The sequence below is a fragment of the Methylorubrum thiocyanatum genome (genome assembly GCA_014138645.1).
Taxonomy (GTDB): domain Bacteria; phylum Pseudomonadota; class Alphaproteobacteria; order Rhizobiales; family Beijerinckiaceae; genus Methylobacterium; species Methylobacterium thiocyanatum.
The window spans coordinates 205,962-227,613 of sequence record JACJIB010000004.1; the positions used below are offsets into that span (position 1 = coordinate 205,962).

Below are 21,652 nucleotides of genomic sequence, written 5' to 3' on the forward strand. Positions count from 1 at the left end.
ACCCCGCGCAGGTCGGATCAGCCCCCGCCCGCGGGAGTCGCGATCCGGTCGAGTTCCGCCATCGCCGCGTCCGGCAGCGTCAGGCCGGCGGCGGCCATGTTCTCGTGCAGGTGCTCGACGGACGAGGTGCCGGGGATGAGCAGGATGTTGGGCGCACGGCGCAGCAGCCAGGCGAGCGCCACCTGCATCGGCGTCGCGCCGAGCCTTCTCGCGACCTCGGACAGCGTTGTCGATTGCAGCGGGCTGAAACCGCCGAGGGGAAAGAACGGCACGTAGGCGATGCCGGCGTCGGCCAGCGCGTTGATGAGCGCGTCGTCCGCCCGGTGCGCGAGATTGTAGGCGTTCTGCACGCAGACGATCTCGGCGATCGAGCGGCCCTCGGCGACCTGCCGCGCCGTCACGTTGCTGAGGCCGATCCGGCGCACGAGCCCCTGCCGCTGCAGGTCGGCCAGCACGGTCAGAGGCGCCTCGATCGATCCCTCCGCCGGCCCGTGCACGTCGAACATGACGCGCAGGTTGACGACATCGAGGGCGTCGAGGCCGAGATGGCGCAGGTTGTCGTGGACCGCACGGGTCAGGGCCTCTGCCGAGAAGGCCGGTTTCCACGAGGCGTCCGCTCCGCGCTTCGCGCCGACCTTGGTGACGATGACGAGATCGTCCGGATAGGGATGCAGCGCCTCGCGGATGATCTGGTTGGTGACGTGCGGTCCGTAGAAGTCGCTCGTGTCGATGTGGTTCACGCCGCCCGCGACCGCCGCGCGCAGGACGGCGAGGGCGCGGTTCCGGTCCTTCGGCGGGCCGAAGACGTGCGGCCCGGCCAATTGCATCGCGCCGTAGCCGAGGCGCTTCACGCGGCGGTCGCCCAGGGCATAGCTGCCGGCTCGGTCGAGGTCTGTCAGGGGGTCTGTCATGGCGTCTCTCCTGTAGAGGCCCATGACCTAGACGCCGCCGGCCTGCGCGATAATACGTCTCAATCGGTACGGGCTGTGCGGCGAGGCGGACAGTGGCGGGGGATCTCGGTGACTTGGCCGCCTTCGTCGCCGTGGCGGAGGCGGGCGGCTTTCGCGACGGCGCCCGGGCCAGCGGCCTGAGCGCGTCCGGCCTCAGCGAGGCCGTGCGCCGGCTGGAGCACCGGCTCGGGGTCCGGCTGCTCAACCGCACCACGCGCAGCGTCGCCCCGACCGAGGCCGGTCAGCGTCTCCTGGAGCGCCTGACGCCGGCGCTGGGCGAGGTCGAGGCGGCGCTCGACGTCGTCAACGGCTTCCGCGACCGCCCGGCCGGCACGCTTCGACTCAATGTACCGGTCAGTGCGGCGCGGCTGGTGCTGCCCGCGATCGTGCCGCCGTTCCTGGCCGCCTATCCGGACATCCGCCTCGACGTGATCGCGGAGGACAGCTTCGTCGATGTGCTGGCGGCGGGCTGCGATGCCGGGATCCGCTACGACGAGCGCCTCGAGCAGGACATGATCGCGGTCCCGATCGGCCCGCGCGAGCAGCGCTTCGCCACGGCCGCGGCGCCGGCCTATCTCGACCGGCACGGTCGCCCGGAACATCCGCGCGCGCTTCTGGACCATGCCTGCATCGGCGGCCGGTTCGCGAGCGGCGCGGCTTTGGCCTGGGAGTTCGAGCGGGACGGGGAGGTCGTGCGCGTCGATCCGAGCGGCCCCCTGGTCGTGCGGGTCGGTACGGCCAGCGATCTCGCGGTCGACGCGGCGGTGGCCGGTGTCGGCATCATCACCCTGTTCGAGGACTGGCTCCGGCCGCATCTCGACAGCGGCGCCCTGGAACCGGTTCTGGAGCCCTGGTGGCCGCGGTTTTCCGGTCCGTTCCTGTACTATTCCGGCCGCCGCTACCTTCCCGCGCCGCTGCGCGCCTTCGTCGATTTCATCGGCCGGCAGCGCCGCTCGCCGTGACGGCCTCGCGGGCCTCAGGCCCGCACGCTCCGCATCTCCGGCCGGAAAAACAGCCCGGCCTTGAGGCTGTCGCCGATGCGATGCGCCCGCTCGACGATCTCCGCCGCGATCGCGGGGGTGAACACCTCGGCAGCCGTCTCCTCGAACAGGCCGAGCCAGCGGGCGAAATGCGGCGGCGCGATCCCCGCGATGCCGAGATGCCGGCCGAACGGGTTGCCCTTGTAGCGGCCGGTCTTCAGCAGCACCGAGGACCAGAAATCACGGATCGTGGCGAGATGGCGCGGCCACGCCTCGTCCGGGATTTTTTCCGCGAACACGGGACCGATCAGCGGATCGCGGCGCACCCGGGCGTAGAACGCGTCGAGGAAGACGGCGAGCGCCGCCTCGGTCAGTTCGGCCTGCTTCATTCAGCCTGCTTCATGGGGCTCGGCGGGGAGGGGGCTTCATGGTTGCGAAAGCCACCCCTGCCCCGGTCAGTTCCGGGCGAGCGAGGGCTGGATCAGGCCGGCACCGACGAGGATCTGAGCGGCGGCCGCCTTGGCGAGCTGGCGGTAGCCGGCATCGGTCATGTGCAGGCCGTCGGGACCGATCATCTGGGCCGGGGTCATCAGGCCGTGCGAGACCCAGGCCTGCATCATGGCCCGGCGTCGGATCACCGGCACGCCAAGCTCGGCCGCGAGCGCGTGCAGGGCCTCGCCATAGCGCTCGGCCCCGGCGGCGCCGGAGAGCTTGCTGCACCATTGCTGGTCCATCAGCACCACGTCGGCGCCCGTGGCGCGGATCGCCAGGATGCCCGCACGGGTCAGCTCGACGAAGCGCTCCAGCGGCACGCCCGCGAGCGGATCGTTGCTGCCGGTCTGCCAGACCACGAGATCGGGCCGCTCGGCGAGCACGTCGCGCTCAAGGCGCCGCGCCATCGCCTCCGAGGTGTCGCCGCCCTTGCCACGGTTGATCACGGTGATCGAGCGGCGGCTCGACGCCCCGATCTGGAGGCGCTCCTCGAGGTCGCGCTCCAGCAGGGCAGGGTAGGCCATGGCCGGCGACGAGGCACCCGCCCCTTCCGTCGAGGAGGAGCCGAAGGCCACGATCCGCACGTCGCCATCCCGCCCGAGCATCGAGGCGAGACGAGCGAGCTTCGCGGGCAGGCGCTCGACGGATGCCGGCTTCTGGGGAGCCGTGACCGGCGGCGCGTCGGGCTGCGCCCGGGCGCCGGAAGCCCCGAGCGGGCCGGCGAGGGCAGTGGCGAGGATCAGGCCGGAGAGCGGGCGGATCAACATGGCGGAACGTCTGGCAGCCGATACTGTTTCCCGATGCCTTCGGCTGGTGCCCGAAGATTGTGACGATTGCGAGGGACGCCCTCGGGATCGGTGTCAGCTGGACCCGCACGGACACCGATCTCCGAGGCGTATGCCGGATCGGCGCCGGACTGCCGAAAACCGGAAAAAGCCGGGCCCTTATGGTTAACAGATGCCTCCAGGGCGTCCCACATCCATCCCATGGTTCCATAATATATCTTATGCGAACAGCTTTGGTGCGGCGGCCGGACGATCTGACCGACGGCTCGCCGGAGCCTTCGTGTGCATTCATCGCGAAACCAGCGCCCCGCCCATCCTCGCGGCGCTTCGCGACCTCGGCCATGCCCCTGCCCTTCGCCGGCTCAGCCGCGATCTGCGTTCAAGTCGGGCTGACGGACTGAGCCCGTACGGACTGGCCCGTCCGGTCAGGCTGCGGCGGGCATGGGAGCCGGCGTGGAGCTGGTGGCGAAGACGAGGCGCACCACCGTGCCGCCGTCGTTGGCGTAGGTCAGCGTGCCGTCGAGCTGGGTGGCGAGCCCCTGAACGATCCGGAAGCCGAGGCTGCGGCTGCGGGCCGGATCGAAGCTTGCGGGGATGCCCGGCCCGTCATCGGCGATGCTGAGGGCGGCCTGCCCCGCCGCGAGGGCCTCGAGCCGGATGGTGATGGTGCCGCGCTCGCTCTCGCGAAAGGCGTGCTTGAGCGCGTTCGTCACCACCTCGACCACGAGGAGCGACAGGGTCGTCAGGCGAGGAAGGTCGAGGCGCACCGGGGGCACGTCCACGAGGCAGACGATGTTGCGCGCGCCCGTGGCGTCGAGCAGGTCGGAGCAGAGTTCCTGAAGGTACTGGCCGATGGGCTGGTCGGCCCGCGCCGGGTCGTAGAGGCGGCGATGGATGCGCGCGATCGTCTCCAGCCGGGTCTGCGCTTCGTCGAAGACGCTGATGGCCGCCTGCGGATTCTCGGCGACCTTGCGCTTCTGCAGGGCGAGGAGGGCCGCCACGAACTGCATGTTGTTGGCGACCCGGTGCTGCAGCTCCTGGAACATGGTGCGCTGCTGCTCATAGAGTTCGGCGCTCACCGCCCGCTCCGCGCTCAGGCGCTCGCCCGCCACCCGCATCAGGTGGATGAGCGCGATGTCGACCGTGACGATGAAGGCGTAGAAGCCGAGCGCCAGCCCCGTCGGCGCGTCCAGCAGGAACGTGTCGGCCTGCCCGATGAAGAAGTACCACGCGGCAAGCCCCGAGAGCGCCGCGCAGAGGATTCCCGGCCGCAGCCCGAAGAAGAACGTCGTCAGGATCACCGCGGGGAAGAAGGTCAGGAACGGGAAGCCCGGCGGCAGCACGTCGTCCAGGGCTTGGCGCAGGGCGATGGCCATCCCCGTCGCGCCCAGGGCGGCGATGTCGCCGAACCATGGCGGCACGGGCAGCCGGCCGGCGGCAGGGGCAGAGGCCCGTGGCCGGGGGGCGAGGGGGGATGACATCGGGCTGGGAAAGATCCGAAATGTGATTCGGACGAACATTAGACGGTTTTCAGGCCCGATCTGTGTCTTACCCACCGCGGCGCATGGTTTTTGCGCCGGTCGGCCATGCAATGGCCGATGAGACGACGGCCCGCATCCGTACCGGCACCGGGTCGAGGATGACGCAGCGCCCTGCCCTCACCCCTCACCGTCCTTGTCCCACTCTTCGCTCAACGGTTCCCGGACCTTGCCGCGCGCCGCCCGGCGGTTTCGGCGATGAGGATGCCGCCGAGGACGAGGAGGAGCGCCAGCGTCTCCGCCCCGCCGAAGGGCTCGCCCGCCAGCAGCACGGCGAGGCCGGCGCCGAAGACCGGCACGAGGTTCACGAACAGCCCGGCCCGGTTCGGGCCGATCAGCTCGACCCCGCGGATGAAGGAGAGCTGCGCCAGCAGCGAAGGTCCGAGCGCGACGAAGGCGACGATCGCCCAGGCCGTCGCGCTCTTGGGCCAGATCGAGTGGCCGAGGGTCCATTCGGCGGCCAGCGGCGGCAGCGAGGTGAGGAAGGCGGCCAGCGCCAAAGCGGTGAAGAAGGCGAGCCCCGAGACCGCGGGACGCCCGGCGAGCGCCACGGTGTAGCCGGCATAGACCAAGCTCGCGGCGAGCATCAGCCCATCGCCGCGATTGAGCCCGAGATGGGCCAGCACCGCGAGATCGCCGTGGGTCGTCGCCACGGCGACGCCCAGAAGGGTGACGGCGGCGCCCAGCACCTGCCCGGCCCGCACCGGCACCCGGCGCACGGCGAAGTTCAGCACCATGACGAAGACCGGGATCGCCCCCTGGATCAGGGCGACGTTGACCGCGCTGGTATAGATGCCGGCGGCGTAGAACAGGCTCGCGAAGACCGTGAAGCCGCAGGCGCCCATCAGGAACAGGTAGGGCCAGCGCTGCAGCAGCCGGTCCCGATCCGCCAGGATCGCGCGGCGCGCCACCACGAGCAGCACCGTGAAGGCGAAGGCCCAGCGCAGGGTGGTCAGCACCTGCGGCGAGACCGCCCCGACCGCCCATTTGCCGGCCACGGTGTTGCCCGCCCACAGCAACGTGGTCAGCGTCAGAAGCGGGTAGGCCGCTGCGGAGGCGCGGGCGCCGGGGGTGCCTTGGGTCAAGCGGGACGATCCGTGCTCGGGCCTCGTTTTAGGTCCGATGCCATGCCGTGCCGGGCGCGGGATAGCCAGGGGAGGGCACGGCAGGCATTCCGTGCCGCCATTTCGTGTTGGGATCGCCCCTCCCCGCCGACGGGTTCACCCTTTCGTCGGCTTGACGTCTCCCCTCGCCTGCCCGACTCCTCCCGCCGCTCAGGAGCCGCTCCCCTGCCCGCCCATCGACCCTCGCGCCGCCACGCCGATCTCGGCCCCGATTACTCCGACGTCGTGGCGCCGGCCGCCTTCCCGTCGGCGATCCTGCGCTACCGCAACCAGGCCTGGGCGCGGCGGATCGGGCTCGGCGACCTGTCGGACGAGGCCTGGATCGCGCATTTCGCGCGCTTCACCCCCCTGCCCGGCTCGTTCGAGCGGCCCCTGGCCCTGCGCTACCACGGCCATCAGTTCCGCTCCTACAATCCCGATCTCGGCGACGGGCGCGGCTTCCTGTTCGCGCAACTCCACGACCTGCGCGACGGGCGGCTGCTCGATCTCGGCACCAAGGGCAGCGGCACCACGCCGTACTCGCGCGGGGCGGACGGGCGGCTCACCCTGAAGGGCGGGGTGCGCGAGGTGCTCGCCACCGCCATGCTGGAGGCACTCGGCGTCGAGACCTCGAAAACCTTCAGCCTGATTGAGACCGGCGAGGCGCTGGAACGGGGCGACGAGCCCTCCCCGACCCGCTCGGCGGTGCTGGTGCGGCTCTCGCATTCGCACCTGCGCATCGGCACCTTCCAGCGCTTCCTGTTCCTCGAACAGCCCGAGGCCATCGCCCGCCTCGTCGATTACGTGGTCGAGACCTACTATCCCGGCATCCGGGCCGCGGACGGAGCCGAGCGGGCGGCGCTGTTCTTCGAGGCGATGACGGCACGGGTGGCGCGGATGGGCGCGCAATGGATGGCCGCGGGCTTCGTCCACGGCGTGCTCAACACCGACAACATCAACGTCACCGGCGAGAGCTTCGATTACGGCCCGTGGCGCTTTGCCCCCGTGCACGATCCGGCCTTCACCGCCGCCTATTTCGACGAATGGGGCCTCTACAGCTTCGGCCGCCAACCCGAGGCCCTGTTCTGGAACCTGAGTCGGCTGGCCGACTGCCTGCTCGGCCTCGTGCCGAAGGAGCGGTTGGAAGCGGGGCTCAAGACCTTCGGCCCGGCGCTGCAGGACGCCTTCGCCGAGGCGATCCTGTTCCGCCTCGGCGTCACTCCCGTCCAAGGGGAGGGCGAGGGCGCGGTCCACCGGCTGGTCGGCGCGTTCTGGGCCTTCCTGGAGAAGAGCCGCGCCCCGTTCGAGCAGGTGTTCTTCGACTGGCGCGGCGGGCTGGCGAGCGAGCCCCGCGCGGCGCGCAGCCCGGCGGGCGAGCACTACGCCAGCGACGCCTTCCGCCCGGTCCACGCCGCGCTCCAGGCGATGCGCCCCGCGGCCGAGGCCAAGCTTGACCACCCCTACTTCGCCCGCGAAAAGCCCTGCACGATGCTGATCGACGAGGTCGAGGCGCTCTGGGCGCCGATCGCTGAGGCCGACGACTGGTCGGCGGTCCATGCCAAGCTGGCCGAGGTCGAGGCGATGGCCGAGGCCACCGGCACGCGTCCCCTCCCCCCGGAGACCTGAGGCGGACATGGCTCAGCGCTTCGTCCTGCGGGGCCGAACCGCCCTCGTCACGGGGGCCGCGAGCGGCATCGGCGCGGCCTTGAGCCTCGCGCTGGCCGGCCGCGGCTGCGCCCTCGCGCTCGCCGACCGGGACGCGCAGGGCCTCGCCGAAACGGCGCGGGCCGCCCGCGCCTCCGGCGTCGCAGTCAGCGAGCACGTCCTCGACCTCGCCGACCGGGCGGCGCTCCTTGCGCTGCCGGAGGCGGTCCGGTCCCGTCATGGCGGCCTGCAGCTTCTCGTCAACAATGCCGGCGTGGCGCTCGGCGGCCGGTTCGAGGAGACCGATCCCGCCGATATCGACTGGCTGATGGACGTGAACCTGCACGCGGTGATGCGGCTGACCCATGCCTGCCTGCCGCTGCTGCGGGCCGAACCGCAGGCGCAGATCGTCAACCTGTCGAGCGTGTTCGGCATCATCGCGCCGGCGGGGCAGGCAGCCTACGCGGCAAGCAAGTTCGCCGTGCGCGGCTTCACCGAGGCCCTGCGCCACGAGGTCGAGGGCACCGGGCTCGGCGTCACCCTGGTGCATCCGGGCGGGGTCGCCACCGCCATCGCCCGCAACGCCCGCACACCGCGCTCCATGGATCCGCGGGAGGCCGCCGCGGGGCTGGCCGCCTTCGAGCGCCTGCTGACCCTGCGCCCGGAGACCGCGGCCGCGGCGATCCTGCGCGGGATCGAGGCGCGGGCGCCCCGGGTCGTGATCGGAGCCGATGCCCGCCGCGCCCTCTTGGTCCAGCGGCTGATGCCGGTGCGCTACTGGTCGCTGATCCGCCGCGCCGTTCGGGACACATGACCATGGCGAGCCTGCGTGCCCACCTCTACGATCTCGCCATCCGTCTCGCGGTGAAGCGCCGGCTCGGCAAGACCCTCGATGTGCTTGCGATCCGTCGCGCCTTCGAGAGCGCCCGGTTCCCGGAGCCGCCCGGCGTCGCCTTCACCCCCGGCGAGGTCGGCGGCGTGCCCGGCGAATGGGCGCAGGCGGCAGGGACGGCGGGCGAGCGCCCCACCCTGCTCTACCTTCACGGCGGCGGCTTCATCGCCTGTTCGGCGCAGGTCTACCGCCCGGTCACCGGCCGCTTCGCCAGGGCCGGCTTCCGGGTGTTCACGCCGGATTACCGGCTGGCGCCGGAGCATCCCTTCCCGGCCGCGATCGAGGATTGCAGCGCGGTCTGGGCCGCGCTCGCGGGAGCCGGGCCGGCGGTCGTCGCCGGGGATTCCGCGGGCGGCACCCTGGCGCTCACCACGATCATCGAAGCGCGCCGCCTCGGCCTGCCTCCGCCCGCGGCGGCGGCGCTGTTCTCGCCGGCCACCGACCTGATCGGCCGCAGCGCCTCGTTCCGCACGAATGGGCGCCGCGACGCGATGTTCCGCCCCGAATCGCTGATGCGGCTCGTGCCGGCCTACCTTGCGGGGGCCGACCCCGCCGATCCGCGCGCCTCGCCGATCGAGGCGGACTTTTTTGGGTTTCCGCCGCTGCTCATCCACGTCGGAGCGCGCGAGATCCTGCGCGACGATTCCCTGCGGCTCGCCGACAAGGCGCGGGCCGCGGGCGTGCCGGTCGATCTCACGGTGTTCCCCGTGGTGGCGCATGCCTGGCAGCTCGCCGAGAGCTTTCTGCCGGAGGCGCGAAGCTCCCTCGATGGCGCAGCTCTCTTCCTGCGCCGCGCCTTGGAGGCGGGCTCCCATCCCGGAGCGGAGGCGGCGGCGTGAGCGAGGCGCCCCTCGACCTCATCATCGTCGGTGCGGGCTTTTCCGGCCTCGCCATGGCGATCCGCGCGCGACAGGCGGGGATCGACCGCCTCCTCGTGCTGGAGAAGGCCGCGGGCATCGGCGGCACGTGGCGGGCGAACACCTATCCGGGTGCGGCCTGCGACGTGCCCTCGCAGCTCTACTCCCTTTCCTTCGCCCCGAAATCCGACTGGTCGCGCCTGTTCGCGCCCCAGGCCGAGATCAAGAGCTATCTCGAAGGGCTCGTCGCCGGGCACGGCCTCGCGCCGTTCCTGCGCCTGGAGACCCGCGTGGAGCGCGCCGTGTTCGACGCGGCGGCGGGCCTGTGGCGGGTCGAGACCGACAAGGGGACGCTCTCGGCCCGGGTGCTGGTGGGGGCGATGGGCGCCCTGCATCACCCGTCCGTGCCCCGCATCCCCGGCCTGGACGGCTTCTCCGGCACCGCCTTCCACTCCGCGGCCTGGGATCACGCCTGCGACCTGAGGGCCAAGCGCGTCGGCGTGATCGGTACAGGGGCGAGTGCGGTGCAGTTCGTGCCGGAGATCGTCGGCCGCGTCGCCCACCTCACCCAGTTCCAGCGCTCGGCCCCCTGGATCCTGCCCCGCGGCGACCGCCTCGTCGGAGACGCGCGCCGACGCCTCATGCGGCTCGGCCCCCTGCGCCGGCTCTACCGCGCCTCGCTGTTCTGGCGCCGCGAGGTCGCGGCGCTCGCCGGCTTCACCCGCGTCTCGCGCGTGACCGCCCTGGCTGAGGGACTGGCCCGCCGGCACCTCGCCGCCTCGGTCTCCGACCCGGAGTTGCGCAGGAAGCTGACGCCCGATTACCGCCTCGGCTGCAAGCGGGTGCTGCTCTCCGACGCGTACTATCCCGCCCTCGCCCGTCCCCATGCGAGCCTCGTCACCGCGCCGATCCGCGCGGTGCTGCCCCACGGCATCGTCACCGCGGACGGCGCCGAGCATCCGCTCGACGTGCTGATCTTCGCCACCGGCTTCTCCCCCGGCGGCAGCCTGCTGCGCACCGAGGTGATCGGGCGCGACGGCGTGAGCCTGCTGCAGGCGTGGAAGGACGGCGCCGATGCGTTCCGGGGCGTCTCGGTCGCGGGCTTCCCGAACTTCTTCCTGCTGCTCGGCCCCAATACCGGGCTCGGCCACAACTCGGTCCTGCTGATGGTCGAGGCCCAGGTCGCCCACGTGCTCGACGCGCTGCAGCGCCTGCGGGGCCATCCCGGCGGTGTGCTGGAGGTGCGCCCGCAGGCGCAGGCGCGCTTCCGCGCCGAGGTCGATGCGCGGATGCGGGACAGCATCTGGACGCGCGGCGGCTGCGGCAGCTGGTATCTCGACCGCGCGGGCCGCAACCGCACCCTCTGGCCCGGCAGCGTGGGCGATTATGTCCGCGGGACTGCGCGGCTGCGGGCGGAAGACTACGACTTCGTCGGTTCTCCAGGGCTCCGCCCTGCCCCTGCGAAAGGGCCCGCCCTTTCGAAACCCTGACTATCCCGCCTTATCCCGCTTGCGCTCGACCTCCAGGCGCACGCCCCGGCCGGCCAGAAGAATCTCCGCGAGAAAGGCCAGGATCGCCAGGATGGTGCAGACGAGCGCAAGGCCGAAGCAGGCGAACAGCACGGAGGCCGCCGACGCGTCCCGGAGCGCGCCGACGAACAGGGTCAGCACGGCGGCCCCCGTCATCACGCCGCCCAAGCTCGCCAGCACCACGGCGAGGTCGAGCAGGAGCGAGCGCCGACGCAGATAGGCGAGGCGCCGGTCGAGCGTCGCCCGCGCCTCCCCGTCCGCGCCGGGCAGGGTGGCCGAGAGGGCATCGACCTTGTCGGCGACGCGGCCGAGGCGCGTCGAGAACACGTTGAGCAGGGTCGCCAGCGCCGAGAGCAGGAAGGCGGGGGCGAGCGCCACCTGGATGATGTGGGCGATGCTGTCGGGATCGCCCGGCGCGGTCTGGAACATGCCGTCGGGCTCGCCTCAGGCCCTGCGGGCGCGCCGCCGCTCGCGGAAGATCAGGGCGAGGTTGCGCAGGTAGATGAAGGTGGAGAGCCCCTGCCCGATGATGATCACCGGCTCCCGGCGCACGAAGCCGTAGACCAGGGTCATCAGCCCGCCCGCGATCGACAGGAACCAGAACGAGAGCGGCATCACGCTCTTGCCCGCCCGCTCGCTGGCGATCCACTGCAGGATGAAGCGTGAGCCGAAGACGAGCTGGGCGGCGATGCCGAACACCAGCCAGAAATCGAAGCGGGTGACGAACACGTCGTAGAAATAGGCCGGGAGGTCCTCGGCGAGCTGGATCAGCATGGGGTCACCGGGTCTCGCTCTGCGGCACGTCCTCGGCCCGCGGGGCCGGGCGCCGCCGCCGGATCAGCCACCAGACTCCGGCAAGATCGAGGATGCCGACCCAGAGGCGGTCGAACATCCCGTAATTCGAGCGGCCGGTGAAGCGCGGCCGGTCGACGACGTCGCGGTGGACCACGCCGAACCCCTCGCGGGTGACAAGCGCCGGCATGAAGCGGTGGAGCGCGTCGAAATAGGGCAGCGCGAGGTAGACCTCGCGGCGGAACACCTTGAGCCCGCAGCCGGTGTCGCGGGTGGCATCCTTCAGGATTTTTCCGCGCACGCCGTTGGCGATCCGGGACTGGAACTGCTTCCACGCGCCCTTGCGGCCGATCCGCTGGCCCTGCGCCAGGCCGACGCCCGCGCCGCCCTGGTCGAGAGCGGCGAAGAGCACGGGGATGAAGGACGGGTCGTTCTGGCCGTCGCCGTCGAGCGTCGCGATGACGGGGGCGCGGGCGCGCAGCACGCCGCTGCGCACCGCCGCGCTCTGGCCGCCGCTGCGATCATGGCGCACCACACGAAGCCACGGGTGCTTCGCTTGCAGGCCCCGGAGGGTGGCCAGCGTCGTGTCGGTCGAGCCGTCATCGACGTAGATGACCTCGAACGGCGCGAGGTTGTGGCAGGCATGGCCGATCTCGGCCACCAGGGCCGCGATGTTGCCGGCCTCGTTCTTCACCGGCACCACCACGCTGAGGCGCGGCGGCTCGGTTTCGCTGATCATGCTCATGGTGTGGCGCCCGGCAGCGCGGCGTAGGCGGAGACCCCGACCGGCTTGCCGCCGTTGATGTTGAAGCCCGTGACCCGGCCGGCGGGGCTGAGCGGCTGTCCACCTTCCGCGGCGGCGAATTCAGCCGCGAACCGGTCCTCGACCAGCACGAGGCGGCAGCCTCCTTCACGGAGGAAGGCGGCGGCCTCCGCGCCGGAATTCAGCATGGCCAGATCCGTGCCGATGGTGAAGACGAGGCTCGGCTCGCGAAGACCCAGGCTCGCCACAAGCGGCGCCGCGCAGGGCAGGGCGTCGCGGATCGCGGCGAGCCGCGGCGAGACCTTGAGGCTCTGAAGCACCGGCTGGGTCAGGCCGAACACGCCCCCCGACAGCAGCACCGAGGCGGCGACGCCGAGGGCGAGAGCCCCCTCTCTGGCGCCCTCCCCGGCCCCCTGCCCGGCCCTCTGCCCGGCCCTCTGCCCGGCCCCTTGAGCGAAGGCGGCCCAGGCGAGGATCGCGAGGCCGCAGGCGGCGAGGAGAAGCGGCAGGGCGGCGAGCGGCAGGGCGTGGTCGAGCCGCCAAGCGGCGAGGCTCAGGCCGAGCGTGAGCCCGACCGGGATCAGCACCACGAGGCCGGCCACCCAGCGCGCGCCCGGGCGGCGCGGATCGAGCGCGCCGCGCGTGAGCGCCAGCACGGTGAGGATCGCCACCGCCGGCATCAGGGGCAGGACGTAGTGCGGCAGCTTGGTCGGCACCGCCTCGAAGATCAGCCACATCGGCACGATCCAGGCCAGCAGCAGCGCCACCGCCTCCTCTCCCCGCTGCCTCCAGGCGAAGGGAATGGCGAGGGCGGCGAAGGCCGCGCCCGGCCAGAAGGTGGCGAAGAAGGCGAGCGCGTAGGCGCCGGGCGGGCCCCAGTGCTTCTCGGCGCCGGTGCCGACCTTGCCGAGCATGTCGCGCCCCACCGCCTCGCCGAAGAAGGCGCCGCCGCTCTTCCAGGCGATCGCCAGGAACCACGGCGCCACGACGGCGAGGGTGAGGAGAAGCCCTAAGCGCGGGCGCAGGTCGAGGAGCCAGCGGGCCGAGCCCTCGCGCAGGCACAGGACCAGGGCGGTGAGGCCGGCAAACAGCGGCACCATCGGCCCCTTCACGAGGATGCCGAGGGCGATGCCGAGCCAGAAGACCAGAGCCGTTCCGAGAGAGGCCGGGCCGCGCCGCCGCTCCAGCCGGGCGCGCCCGAGCCAGGCGCGGGCGAGCGCGCCGAAGGCGGCGACCGAGCAGGCGGTGAGCAGCGCGTCGGTCTTGGCGAGCCGCGCTTCCGCCGAGAGCATGATGCAGGCGGAAAACAAAGCCGCAGCGAGCAGCGCCCGGCGCCGGTCGAGCAGGGCGAGAGCGGCCCAGTAGGTCAGGAGGATCGCCGCCAGCGCGCCGACGAGCGAGGGGATCCGGTAGAGCCCGATCTGCGTGCGGGCGCGCGGCACGCCGAGCGCCTCGCCGGCCGCGACCGCGGCGGCCTGCGCCCAGTAGATGCCGACCGGCTTCTTGTGGCGCGCCTCCGCCTGGAAGCGGATATCGACGAGGTCGCCCGTCTCCAGCATCTGCTTGGAGGCCTGCGCGAAGCGCGGCTCGTCCCGGTCCATCGGTTGGAGCGAGGCAAGGCCCGGCAGAAAGCTCGCGAGGCCGATCAGCAGGAGCAGCAGGCAGGCCCGGACATGGCTCGCCGCACCGAAGCCCAGCACCCGGTCCGCGAGCGTCACGGCACCGCCGAGCGGTCGAGAAAGGTCCATGCGCACGGGCGCGGACGGACCGGCACTGAGGCTCGTCATCGGCGGAGGCTGCCCGCTTTCGGCACGGTCTGGCTCGGGCGGGAGGAAACGGGCATCGGCGGCTCGGGCGAGCGGAACGTTCGGGCCGGCGGCGGCCCGCATCCGGCCGGGGCGCCGTGTCGGTGATCCCGCCGGGATTGTCAAATGCGGTGGAGCAAGGCGCGGCAAAGCTTCGCCGGGTGCGGGCCTTCCCGCAAAAAGCAACGCAACCATGCACCCGGCGGGTAGCCGGGCCGGGAGGGCGACCCTATATGCCTCTCCATGGCAAACAACAGCGCAAATCCCTACACCCTCGAAATCGAAGCCTGCGAGCGCCCGGCTGGGCACTTCACCTGGGCCATCCGCCGGAACGGCAAGCTCTTCCAGCGCGCGGATCGCGTGCAGACCACGGAAGAGGCCGCCGAGCGCAGCGGGCTCGCCGCCCTGGAGAAGCTCCTCAGCGGCCGGGAGCGTTGATCGGCCCCTTTCAGCCGTTTTCGCCCCAAATCCCTCGAACCTGACCGAACAAGGCTCCCGGGCACGCGCCCGCGGGGCCTTTTCTCTGTCGTCTCCTCTGCAGAGCTCCGCTAGTCTGCCCCCAAACGGGAGGCGGGACCATGGCGCGCGCGACGATCTACGACCGGGATCTCGACCGGAATCCGGCCAACTATCAACCGCTCACGCCGCTGACCTATCTCGACCGCGCCGCCCGTACCTTCCCGGACCAAGTGGCGGTGATCCACGGCCCGCTGCGCCGCTCCTACGCCGAGCTCTACGCCCGCTGCCGCCGCCTGGCCTCGGCCCTGGCCGCCCGCGGCATCGGCCGCGGCGACACGGTGGCGGTGCTGCTCGCCAACACGCCCGCGATGATCGAGTGCCACTACGGCGTGCCGATGACGGGGGCGGTGCTCAACACCCTCAACACCCGTCTCGACGCGGCGGCGCTGGCCTTCTGCCTCGACCACGGCGAGGCCAAGCTCTTCATCGTCGATCGCGAGTTCGCGAAGATCGGCCGCGAGGCGCTCGACCGGGCCGGCGTCTCGCCCCTCGTCATCGCTTACGACGACCCGGAATTTTCCGGCGAGGGCGGTCCCTTGGGCGAGGCCGGCGACTATGAAACATTCCTCGCCGCGGGCGATCCCGATTTCGACTGGGCGATGCCGGACGACGAGTGGGACGCGATCTCGCTGAACTACACCTCCGGCACCACGGGCGATCCGAAGGGGGTGGTCTACCACCACCGCGGCGCGGCCCTGCTCTCGCTCGGCAACGTCATCACCGCCGGGCTGCCGCAGCACGCGGTCTATCTCTGGACCCTGCCGATGTTCCACTGCAACGGCTGGTGCTTCCCCTGGACGCTGTCGATCGTCGCCGGCACCCATGTCTGCCTCAGGCAGGTGCGGGCGCCGGCGATGTACGCGGCCTTGGCCGAGCACGGCGTCACCCACCTGTCGGGGGCACCCATCGTGATGTCGACGCTCCTGAACGCCCCCGAGGACCAGAAGCGCCCCCTGCCCCACCGCGTCCACTTCCTCACCGCCGCCGCGCCGCCGCCCGAGGCGGTGCTCGCCGCCATGGGCGAGGCCGGCTTCAACGTCACCCATCTCTACGGTCTGACCGAGACCTACGGTCCGGCGGTGGTGAATGCCTGGCACGAAGAGTGGGACGCGCTCGCCCCCGACGAGCGGGCGAAGAAGAAGGCCCGCCAGGGCGTGCGCTACCCTGTGCTGGAAGAGTTGGATGTGCGCGATCCCGAGACGATGGAATCACTGCCCGCCGACGGGACAAGTCTCGGCGAGGTGATGTTCCGCGGCAACGTGGTGATGCGCGGCTACCTCAAGAACCCGGCCTCGACGCAGGCCGCCTTCAAGGGCGGCTGGTTCCGCTCCGGCGATCTCGGGGTGAAGCACCCCGACGGCTACATCCAGCTCAAGGACCGCTCGAAGGACATCATCATCTCAGGCGGCGAGAACATCTCCTCGATCGAGGTCGAGGACGCGCTGTTCAAACACCCCTCGGTCGCCGCCGCCGCGGTCGTCGCCAAGCCGGACGCGAAGTGGGGTGAGACGCCCTGCGCCTTCATCGAGCTGAAGGAGGGGCGGGAGGCGACCTCCGAGGAACTGGTCGCGTGGTGCCGCGAGCGGCTCGCCCCCTACAAGCTGCCGCGCCACGTGGTGTTCGGCGAATTGCCCAAGACCTCGACGGGCAAGGTGCAGAAGTTCGTGCTGCGGGAGAAGGCGCGGGAGGCGTGAGGGTTGCGCTTCACCCCAAGCCCAATTGCTGCGCGGCGTTCATGATCGCGGTCATGCGGTAGGGCTTCATCACCAGCACGCTCGCACTCACCTGCCGCGGCTGCTCGGCACTGTAGCCGGTCACGTAGATCACCGGCAGCGCCGGGTGGAGGGCGCGGGCGCGCTCGGCGAGATCCCAGCCGTCGAGCTGGCCCGGCAGGCGGATGTCGGTGAACAGGAGATCGACCCGCTCCGCGCCCTGGAGCAGGCCGTAGGCCTCCTCCGCGGTGCCGGCGCTGAGCACGGCGAAGCCGGCATCCTCGAACTCCATGATCACGGCGTTGAGCAGCATCTCCTCGTCCTCGACGACGAGCACCGTCCGCTTGTCGGCCATCCCTCCCCCTCTGCTCCTCTCGTGATCCTTCGACGGGTCCCGCGCTTCGGCGGCGCGGCGGCACAGGACGCGCCGGCACCTCAACTCGCAACGGGGACCGGTGGTCGCAGCGGCGCGACGAAGCCCGGCCCGGAGGCTGGGGCTGTCGAGGCTGGAGCCGGGCGCGCCGCAATCGGGCCCCGCCCGGCGGGCGCCTGCGACGGAAAGGCCAGGCGCACCGTGGTGCCGGGCCGCTCGCGGCGCACGAAGGCGGCGCTGCCGCCCGATTGCTGCGCGAAGCCGAAGACCTGGCTGAGCCCCAGGCCGGTCCCCTGCCCCAGCGGCTTCGTGGTGAAGAACGGCTCGAAGGCCCGCACCTCGATCTCCGGCGCCATGCCGATCCCGGTGTCGGACACCTCGACGGCCAAGCCGTCGCCCTCGGGCAGCGGCCGGGTGGCGAGGGTGAGCGTGCCCCCCTCCGGCATCGCGTCGCGGGCATTGACGGCGAGGTTGAGGAGCGCGTTCTCCAGCTGGTTCGGATCGATGTTCACCCGCGGCAGGTCCGGGGCGAAGTCGGTCTCCAGCCGGATCCGCGGGCCGATCGTGCCGCGGACGAACTCGGCGAACGAGGCGATCTGCGCGTTGACGTCGGTGCTGACCGGCGAGAGCGGCTGGCGCCGGGCGAAGGCCAGCAGCTTGTGCGTCATCGTCGCCGCCCGCTCGGCGCCCTTCACCGCGTCGTCCAGGCGCCGGCGCAGGGGGCTGTCCGGGGCCAAGCCGCGCTCGACCCGGTCGAGATTGAGCAGCACCACGTTGAGCAGGTTGTTGAAGTCGTGGGCCACGCCCCCGGTGAGCTGGCCGATCGCCTCCATCTTCTGGCTCTGACGCAGCGCCTCCTCGGCGCGCGCGCGCTCGGCATTGGCAGCCTCCAGCGCGGCGAGCGCCGCATCGCGCTCGGCGATCCGCGCCTCGAGCGCCTCGTTGGCCTGCCGGAGCTGGGTGGGCGACGGCAGCGTCAGCGCCTTCGGCATCAGCACCCAGAGCGCCACCGCCGTGCCGATCGAGGCCAGGCCGGTGAGGAGCTTGACCGCCGCCTCCAGCCCGTAATCCGGCACCCAGAGCGTCCAGATCGCCATGAGATGCGTGGCGCCGCAGGCGGTGATGAACACCGCAAACGACCAGAACATCCAACCGAACACCACGTCGCGGCGGCGGGACACGAAATAGGCGAGCCCGACGGGAATCGAGAAATAGGCGAAGGCGATCAGGCTATCCGAGACGACGTGGGTCCAGATCAGCTCCGGGCGCCAGAGCAGGCAGATGCCGTGGGGCGAGAGGTTCTCGACTTCCCACAGCCGCCGCAGAAGTTCGAGCATCGCTCCGGTCCCCGGCTCCTCTACGCAGGATCCTACAGGCCGCGCAGGCGCAAGCTAGACAGAATCGGGTTCTCCGGCGGATGCGGCCTCCCCTCGCGCCGATTCTCTACGCGAGACGCGGGCGGCGACCAAACATTAAGTCTTGCTTAACCCTATTCGCGCATCACCGGGGATGGTCTTCGAGGGCAGGCTCGCGTGTCGGCGCAACGGGCAATCATGCAGGCTGAGGCGTTGCCGAGAGCCTCGGACGGGACCCCGCCGGATGCCTCGCGCGGGATACCGGCCGACGTTCCGCTGAGGCGGGTCAGCCTCGGCAGCCTGCTCTCCGCCACGGCGCGGCGCCATCCCGAGCGGATCGCGGTGGTCGATCCCGCCGACAAGCCGGACTGGAGCGACCGGCCCGCCATCACGTGGACCTACGCCGCCGCGGCCGAGATCGTGGAGCGCCTCGCCCGCGGCCTGCGGAGCTGGCGCCTGCCGCCGGGAAGCCGCATCGGCCTGTGCCTGCCGGGCTCGGCCGAGAGCGCCCTGGCGATCCTGGCCGTCGAGGCGGCCGGCCATGTCGCCTGCCTGCTGCCGGTCTCCTGGGACGAGGAGCGCCTGCTCGCCGCGGCGCAGAACGTGGCCCTGAGCGCGGTCCTGACCCAGGCCCGCCTCGGCTCGGCAAGACCCGCCGAGCGCCTCTGCGCCGTCGCCGCCCGCTATTTCGGCCTGCGCTACCTCGCCGCCTTCGGTCCCGACGTGCCGGACGGGGTGATCAACCTCGACCGCTTCGTCCTCGACGGCCCCGCCAGAGAACCGGCCGGACCGGTCCCCGCCGCGGCGGGCCTCGTCAGCTTCGTCGGCGGCGATCCCGAACGGCCGGTCTATCGCAGCGGCGAAGCGGTGGTGGCCGCCGCCGCCGCCCACCTCGTGGCGATGCGGGTCGCGCCCACCGAGCGCATCCTCAGCCTGATCGGCCCGCACGACCTGCGCGGCCTCGCCACCGGGCTCGCCGCCGCGCTCGTCGCGGGCGCGACCCTCGAGACGATGCCGCTGTTCGACGGCGCCGCCTTCGCCGCGGCCCTGCGGCGGCCGGGCCCGACGCATCTCGTCGCCCCCGCCTTCATCGAGAAGAACCTCGCCGGCCGCGACCTGCCGGCCGAGCTGCGCTCCATCGCCCTGGTCCACCGGGCCCCCGCCCGCTTTCCCGGCCGCAGCCGCGCCGCGGGCGGACCGCAGGGCCTGCGGGCCGATCTGGTGATCGATACGATCGCCTTCGGCGAGACGGCGCTCCTCTCCGGACGGCGCGGGACCACGAGCGACCTCTCGCTGGTGCTCGGCAAGCTGGAGCGGCTCACCCTTCCCGCCGCCCTGATGTCCCTGCGCCGCGGCCCCGACGGGCGCCTCGCCTTCCGCGGCCAAGCCTGCGCCGTGACGGCACTGCAGCGCGGGAATCAGCAGGCCGTGCCCGGCAATGCGTGGCAGGAGACGCCCTACGCGCCGGTGCTGTTCGCGGGCTTCGCCACCGCGATCGAGGAGGTGGAATCCTCGGACGCCGCTGCGTCACCAGAAATTTTTGCACCTGCGCAATCCGGCCGGTGACGGCCGCGGCCAACGGTGCCCCCTTTTCGAACCCCTGGAAAAAGAGGATATAAAATAAGGGCTTGAAAGACGACTGCATGGGCCGCCGCCGCTCTCCGCCACCTGTGCAGTGCAGTTCATCGGGCCTTCAGCCCGGCGATTCCATGCTCGCCTCATCTGCATGGCCGGCGAACCAATCGTAGCCATGCGGGTTATCCGGGGTGCCCCTTCACACAGGGCGCGACATGGGGTAACGCTGAAGCTTATGGGTGCGCTGCAACAAGTGCTTGTCGTCGACGATGGCCGCCGCGCCGTCGATCGTTCCCTCGCCGCCGACCTTGCGGGGCTCGGCTACGCGAGCGTCACCGCCTCGATCGAGGCGGCAGACGATGTCCTGGCCGTGATCGCCCGTCCCGCGGCGATCCTGCTTCAGCTCTCCAACAGCACCAACCCGCACACCGCCGCACTCGCCGAGCGCCTGCGCGCGCAGATGCGGGCCGGCGGCATCCCGGTGATCGAGATGGACGACGCGGGGCCCCGCCCCGGCGCACCGGTCGATCTCAAGAGCCGTATCGGCCCCTACGTGCTCAACGAGCCGGAGCTGTAGGGCCTTCCCTTAACGGGGCCATGACAGAGGCGGGCCGGGAGCCCGCCTTTTTCGTGTGCATGCCTGTCATCACGGGCTCGGCCGGATGGCGCGAGCGCATTCCGGCGAAGTGGTCACCGGTTCGTCGGAAGAACGCGCGTCAAAACAAAGACCTAGAGGCGCCGGCCTGATGCAGTCAGGTCGGATACGATTCTAGGCGGCAGCGACGATCTCGCTCTCGCGGACGGCGCGCTCCGCCGAACCCGAGCGGATGCGGTAGGAGGGCTCGCCGGTCGGATCGTCGGGCATCAGGCGGACGATCTCGCTGACCGCACCGAAGCCCAGCCGCTCGTCGAGGGGGGAGGATTGGGCGCGGCGGACGCGCTGGCCGAGCTTGAACTTATGCATCATCGGTGTCTCCTCGAATGCCGTCCGCCGAAGCGGGACAAAGCTTCGGCGAAGGAGAGCCCCGCAGGACAACGCGCGGAAGCCAGCCCCGGTCGCGCCTGCGAACGAGACTGGCCCGGCTGCATGTCGGGGCAGGTCCGCGAACCGGGCAGCCCGGTGCGCGGATGAGGGTCGTCAGCGGCGCAGCTTGATCTTGGCCTTGCGGGCGGCGTAGCGGGCGTCCCGCTCCTCCTTCTGCTTGGCCTGGGCGAGACGGGCGCGCTCGGCGGCGGCCTCGATTTCGGCGGCCTTGCGCGCCGCCTCCGCCGCGCGCTCGGCGGCGGCCTCGGCGGCCAGACGCTCGGCCTCGAGGCGCCGCTGCGTCTCACGCTCCTTGGCGCGCTCTTCGCGGGCCACGACGATCGCGCGGCGCTCCGCTTGGCGGGCCTGCACGGCCGGATCGTCGTTGGAGGGGCGGGCGCGGAAGCGGGCGAGCATGGCCTCCCGGGCGGAGGCCGAATCCTGGCGACGGTCGCCGAAGGAGTTTTGTTTGCTGAAGCTCACTGAGTATCCTTGATCGTGCCGGGCTCGAGGGCGAGCCATCGGCCTTAAAAAGCGCAAAGCCGCTCCGAGCGGAGCGGCTTCGATATCTCAGGTTCAGGCGCGGATTACGCGACCTGAAGCTGTCCCGCCGACTGCTTGCCGGAGCGGCGATCGGTTTCCAGCTCGTAGGAGACCTTCTGGCCCTCGGCGAGGCCGCGCAGGCCGGCGCGCTCGACCGCGGAGATGTGAACGAACACGTCCTTCGAGCCGTCCTCAGGCTGGATGAAGCCGAAGCCCTTCTGCTCGTTGAACCACTTGACGGTGCCGGTGCTCATAAAAGGTCCTTGTCCCCGCAGGATGCAGATCGAGAGCCCGTTGCCCTGAGGCAGCGGACATTTCAGTTCACCGATCACGAAGGAAAATGAGAACCGCCCTGCGGAGGCGTCACGGCCCAGAAAATCCGGCCTCGCATCGATCAAACTTATATGCAATTCGATTGAAG

At 71.4% G+C, this 21,652-nt stretch carries 23 protein-coding genes; 9 read left to right on the top strand and 14 right to left on the bottom strand.

Annotated features, from left to right (window positions below):
- Positions 1-17: 17 nt before the first annotated feature.
- Positions 18-911, bottom strand: a complete 894-nt coding sequence (locus HNR51_RS12220; protein WP_182555109.1) for an aldo/keto reductase family oxidoreductase — start codon at positions 909-911, stop codon at positions 18-20.
- A 92-nt stretch (positions 912-1,003) separates the two neighbouring features.
- On the opposite strand from HNR51_RS12220, the gene HNR51_RS12225 reads away from it, so the two are divergent.
- A complete protein-coding gene (locus tag HNR51_RS12225) occupies positions 1,004-1,912 on the top strand; it encodes a LysR family transcriptional regulator (protein WP_182555110.1) in 909 nt (302 codons plus the stop codon).
- A 14-nt stretch (positions 1,913-1,926) separates the two neighbouring features.
- Here HNR51_RS12225 and HNR51_RS12230 read toward each other — a convergent pair whose 3' ends face one another.
- The 4 genes from HNR51_RS12230 to HNR51_RS12245 all read right to left on the bottom strand — a co-directional run bounded on the left by HNR51_RS12230 (position 1,927) and on the right by HNR51_RS12245 (position 5,830).
- A complete protein-coding gene (locus HNR51_RS12230; protein WP_182555111.1) occupies positions 1,927-2,319 on the bottom strand; it encodes a group III truncated hemoglobin in 393 nt (130 codons plus the stop codon).
- 66 nt (positions 2,320-2,385) lie between these two features.
- Positions 2,386-3,189: an SGNH/GDSL hydrolase family protein gene (locus HNR51_RS12235; RefSeq protein WP_141953619.1), complete on the bottom strand. Its 804-nt coding sequence runs from the start codon at positions 3,187-3,189 to the stop codon at positions 2,386-2,388.
- A gap of 443 nt (positions 3,190-3,632) precedes the next feature.
- Positions 3,633-4,688, bottom strand: coding sequence for a sensor histidine kinase (locus HNR51_RS12240; RefSeq protein WP_182555112.1), 1,056 nt, complete (start codon positions 4,686-4,688; stop codon positions 3,633-3,635).
- A gap of 209 nt (positions 4,689-4,897) precedes the next feature.
- On the bottom strand, positions 4,898-5,830 hold the full coding sequence (locus HNR51_RS12245; RefSeq protein WP_182555113.1) for a DMT family transporter: 933 nt from the start codon (positions 5,828-5,830) through the stop codon (positions 4,898-4,900).
- Between the two features lie 204 nt (positions 5,831-6,034).
- Here HNR51_RS12245 and HNR51_RS12250 point away from each other — a divergent pair, with 204 nt between their 5' ends.
- Genes HNR51_RS12250 through HNR51_RS12265 form a run of 4 tightly spaced genes read left to right on the top strand, consistent with a single transcriptional unit; the run spans position 6,035 to position 10,731 of the window.
- The gene (locus HNR51_RS12250) at positions 6,035-7,474 is read left to right on the top strand and encodes a protein adenylyltransferase SelO (RefSeq protein ID WP_182555356.1); all 1,440 of its coding nucleotides are present in this window, start codon (positions 6,035-6,037) and stop codon (positions 7,472-7,474) included.
- Between the two features lie 7 nt (positions 7,475-7,481).
- Positions 7,482-8,306, top strand: coding sequence for an SDR family NAD(P)-dependent oxidoreductase (locus HNR51_RS12255; protein ID WP_182555114.1), 825 nt, complete (start codon positions 7,482-7,484; stop codon positions 8,304-8,306).
- 2 nt (positions 8,307-8,308) lie between these two features.
- Positions 8,309-9,223, top strand: a complete 915-nt coding sequence (locus HNR51_RS12260; protein WP_182555115.1) for an alpha/beta hydrolase — start codon at positions 8,309-8,311, stop codon at positions 9,221-9,223.
- The gene (locus HNR51_RS12265; RefSeq protein ID WP_182555116.1) at positions 9,220-10,731 is read left to right on the top strand and encodes a flavin-containing monooxygenase; all 1,512 of its coding nucleotides are present in this window, start codon (positions 9,220-9,222) and stop codon (positions 10,729-10,731) included. Before HNR51_RS12260 ends, HNR51_RS12265 begins: the two co-directional genes overlap by 4 nt.
- On the opposite strand, the gene HNR51_RS12270 is transcribed toward HNR51_RS12265, so the two are convergent.
- Genes HNR51_RS12270 through HNR51_RS12285 form a run of 4 tightly spaced genes read right to left on the bottom strand, consistent with a single transcriptional unit; the run spans position 10,732 to position 14,112 of the window.
- Entirely contained in the window at positions 10,732-11,199 is a 468-nt protein-coding gene (locus HNR51_RS12270; RefSeq protein ID WP_182555117.1) for a DUF2721 domain-containing protein, read from the bottom strand.
- 15 nt (positions 11,200-11,214) lie between these two features.
- Positions 11,215-11,544 carry a lipid-A-disaccharide synthase N-terminal domain-containing protein gene (locus HNR51_RS12275; RefSeq protein WP_012456382.1) on the bottom strand — a complete coding sequence of 110 codons (330 nt, stop codon included), beginning with the start codon at positions 11,542-11,544 and terminating at the stop codon, positions 11,215-11,217.
- Positions 11,545-11,548: 4 nt separating this feature from the next.
- Positions 11,549-12,307, bottom strand: a complete 759-nt coding sequence (locus HNR51_RS12280; RefSeq protein WP_182555118.1) for a glycosyltransferase family 2 protein — start codon at positions 12,305-12,307, stop codon at positions 11,549-11,551.
- A complete protein-coding gene (locus HNR51_RS12285) occupies positions 12,304-14,112 on the bottom strand; it encodes an ArnT family glycosyltransferase (RefSeq protein ID WP_182555119.1) in 1,809 nt (602 codons plus the stop codon). The genes HNR51_RS12280 and HNR51_RS12285 overlap by 4 nt, the downstream gene beginning before the upstream one ends.
- 261 nt (positions 14,113-14,373) lie before the next feature.
- Here HNR51_RS12285 and HNR51_RS12290 point away from each other — a divergent pair, with 261 nt between their 5' ends.
- Positions 14,374-14,568 (top strand): hypothetical protein, encoded by a 195-nt coding sequence (locus tag HNR51_RS12290; RefSeq protein ID WP_003599068.1) that lies wholly within the window; start codon positions 14,374-14,376, stop codon positions 14,566-14,568.
- A 140-nt stretch (positions 14,569-14,708) separates the two neighbouring features.
- Positions 14,709-16,343, top strand: coding sequence for an acyl-CoA synthetase (locus tag HNR51_RS12295; protein WP_182555120.1), 1,635 nt, complete (start codon positions 14,709-14,711; stop codon positions 16,341-16,343).
- 10 nt (positions 16,344-16,353) lie between these two features.
- Here HNR51_RS12295 and HNR51_RS12300 read toward each other — a convergent pair whose 3' ends face one another.
- Positions 16,354-16,716, bottom strand: coding sequence for a response regulator (locus HNR51_RS12300; RefSeq protein ID WP_141953600.1), 363 nt, complete (start codon positions 16,714-16,716; stop codon positions 16,354-16,356).
- Positions 16,717-16,796: 80 nt separating this feature from the next.
- On the bottom strand, positions 16,797-18,071 hold the full coding sequence (locus HNR51_RS12305) for an ATP-binding protein (protein ID WP_182555121.1): 1,275 nt from the start codon (positions 18,069-18,071) through the stop codon (positions 16,797-16,799).
- Positions 18,072-18,266: 195 nt separating this feature from the next.
- On the opposite strand from HNR51_RS12305, the gene HNR51_RS12310 reads away from it, so the two are divergent.
- Both HNR51_RS12310 and HNR51_RS12315 read left to right on the top strand, forming a co-directional pair.
- Positions 18,267-19,655 carry an AMP-binding protein gene (locus HNR51_RS12310; RefSeq protein WP_373325204.1) on the top strand — a complete coding sequence of 463 codons (1,389 nt, stop codon included), beginning with the start codon at positions 18,267-18,269 and terminating at the stop codon, positions 19,653-19,655.
- A 244-nt stretch (positions 19,656-19,899) separates the two neighbouring features.
- The gene (locus tag HNR51_RS12315; RefSeq protein ID WP_012456375.1) at positions 19,900-20,241 is read left to right on the top strand and encodes a hypothetical protein; all 342 of its coding nucleotides are present in this window, start codon (positions 19,900-19,902) and stop codon (positions 20,239-20,241) included.
- Positions 20,242-20,433: 192 nt separating this feature from the next.
- Here the strand turns inward: HNR51_RS12315 and HNR51_RS12320 are convergent, their stop codons facing one another.
- From HNR51_RS12320 to HNR51_RS12330, 3 genes are all read right to left on the bottom strand, one after another.
- Complete coding sequence (locus HNR51_RS12320) at positions 20,434-20,631, bottom strand: hypothetical protein (protein WP_012456374.1); 198 nt, start codon at positions 20,629-20,631, stop codon at positions 20,434-20,436.
- 171 nt (positions 20,632-20,802) lie between these two features.
- Positions 20,803-21,171, bottom strand: a complete 369-nt coding sequence (locus HNR51_RS12325) for a DUF6481 family protein (protein ID WP_012456373.1) — start codon at positions 21,169-21,171, stop codon at positions 20,803-20,805.
- Between the two features lie 104 nt (positions 21,172-21,275).
- Positions 21,276-21,485 carry a cold-shock protein gene (locus HNR51_RS12330; protein WP_012456372.1) on the bottom strand — a complete coding sequence of 70 codons (210 nt, stop codon included), beginning with the start codon at positions 21,483-21,485 and terminating at the stop codon, positions 21,276-21,278.
- Between the last annotated feature and the right edge of the window lie 167 nt (positions 21,486-21,652).

Bases quoted from the DNA above. Each gene is read 5' to 3' on its own strand.
- HNR51_RS12220 (WP_182555109.1), bottom strand. From the start codon at position 911: ATGACAGACCCCCTGACAGACCTCGACCGAGCCGGCAGCTATGCCCTG.
- HNR51_RS12230 (WP_182555111.1), bottom strand. From the start codon at position 2,319: ATGAAGCAGGCCGAACTGACCGAGGCGGCGCTCGCCGTCTTCCTCGAC.
- HNR51_RS12235 (WP_141953619.1), bottom strand. From the start codon at position 3,189: ATGTTGATCCGCCCGCTCTCCGGCCTGATCCTCGCCACTGCCCTCGCC.
- HNR51_RS12240 (WP_182555112.1), bottom strand. From the start codon at position 4,688: ATGTCATCCCCCCTCGCCCCCCGGCCACGGGCCTCTGCCCCTGCCGCC.
- HNR51_RS12255 (WP_182555114.1), top strand. From the start codon at position 7,482: ATGGCTCAGCGCTTCGTCCTGCGGGGCCGAACCGCCCTCGTCACGGGG.
- HNR51_RS12260 (WP_182555115.1), top strand. From the start codon at position 8,309: ATGGCGAGCCTGCGTGCCCACCTCTACGATCTCGCCATCCGTCTCGCG.
- HNR51_RS12270 (WP_182555117.1), bottom strand. From the start codon at position 11,199: ATGTTCCAGACCGCGCCGGGCGATCCCGACAGCATCGCCCACATCATC.
- HNR51_RS12275 (WP_012456382.1), bottom strand. From the start codon at position 11,544: ATGCTGATCCAGCTCGCCGAGGACCTCCCGGCCTATTTCTACGACGTG.
- HNR51_RS12280 (WP_182555118.1), bottom strand. From the start codon at position 12,307: ATGAGCATGATCAGCGAAACCGAGCCGCCGCGCCTCAGCGTGGTGGTG.
- HNR51_RS12285 (WP_182555119.1), bottom strand. From the start codon at position 14,112: ATGACGAGCCTCAGTGCCGGTCCGTCCGCGCCCGTGCGCATGGACCTT.
- HNR51_RS12290 (WP_003599068.1), top strand. From the start codon at position 14,374: ATGGCAAACAACAGCGCAAATCCCTACACCCTCGAAATCGAAGCCTGC.
- HNR51_RS12295 (WP_182555120.1), top strand. From the start codon at position 14,709: ATGGCGCGCGCGACGATCTACGACCGGGATCTCGACCGGAATCCGGCC.
- HNR51_RS12300 (WP_141953600.1), bottom strand. From the start codon at position 16,716: ATGGCCGACAAGCGGACGGTGCTCGTCGTCGAGGACGAGGAGATGCTG.
- HNR51_RS12305 (WP_182555121.1), bottom strand. From the start codon at position 18,071: ATGCTCGAACTTCTGCGGCGGCTGTGGGAAGTCGAGAACCTCTCGCCC.
- HNR51_RS12315 (WP_012456375.1), top strand. From the start codon at position 19,900: ATGGGTGCGCTGCAACAAGTGCTTGTCGTCGACGATGGCCGCCGCGCC.
- HNR51_RS12320 (WP_012456374.1), bottom strand. From the start codon at position 20,631: ATGATGCATAAGTTCAAGCTCGGCCAGCGCGTCCGCCGCGCCCAATCC.
- HNR51_RS12330 (WP_012456372.1), bottom strand. From the start codon at position 21,485: ATGAGCACCGGCACCGTCAAGTGGTTCAACGAGCAGAAGGGCTTCGGC.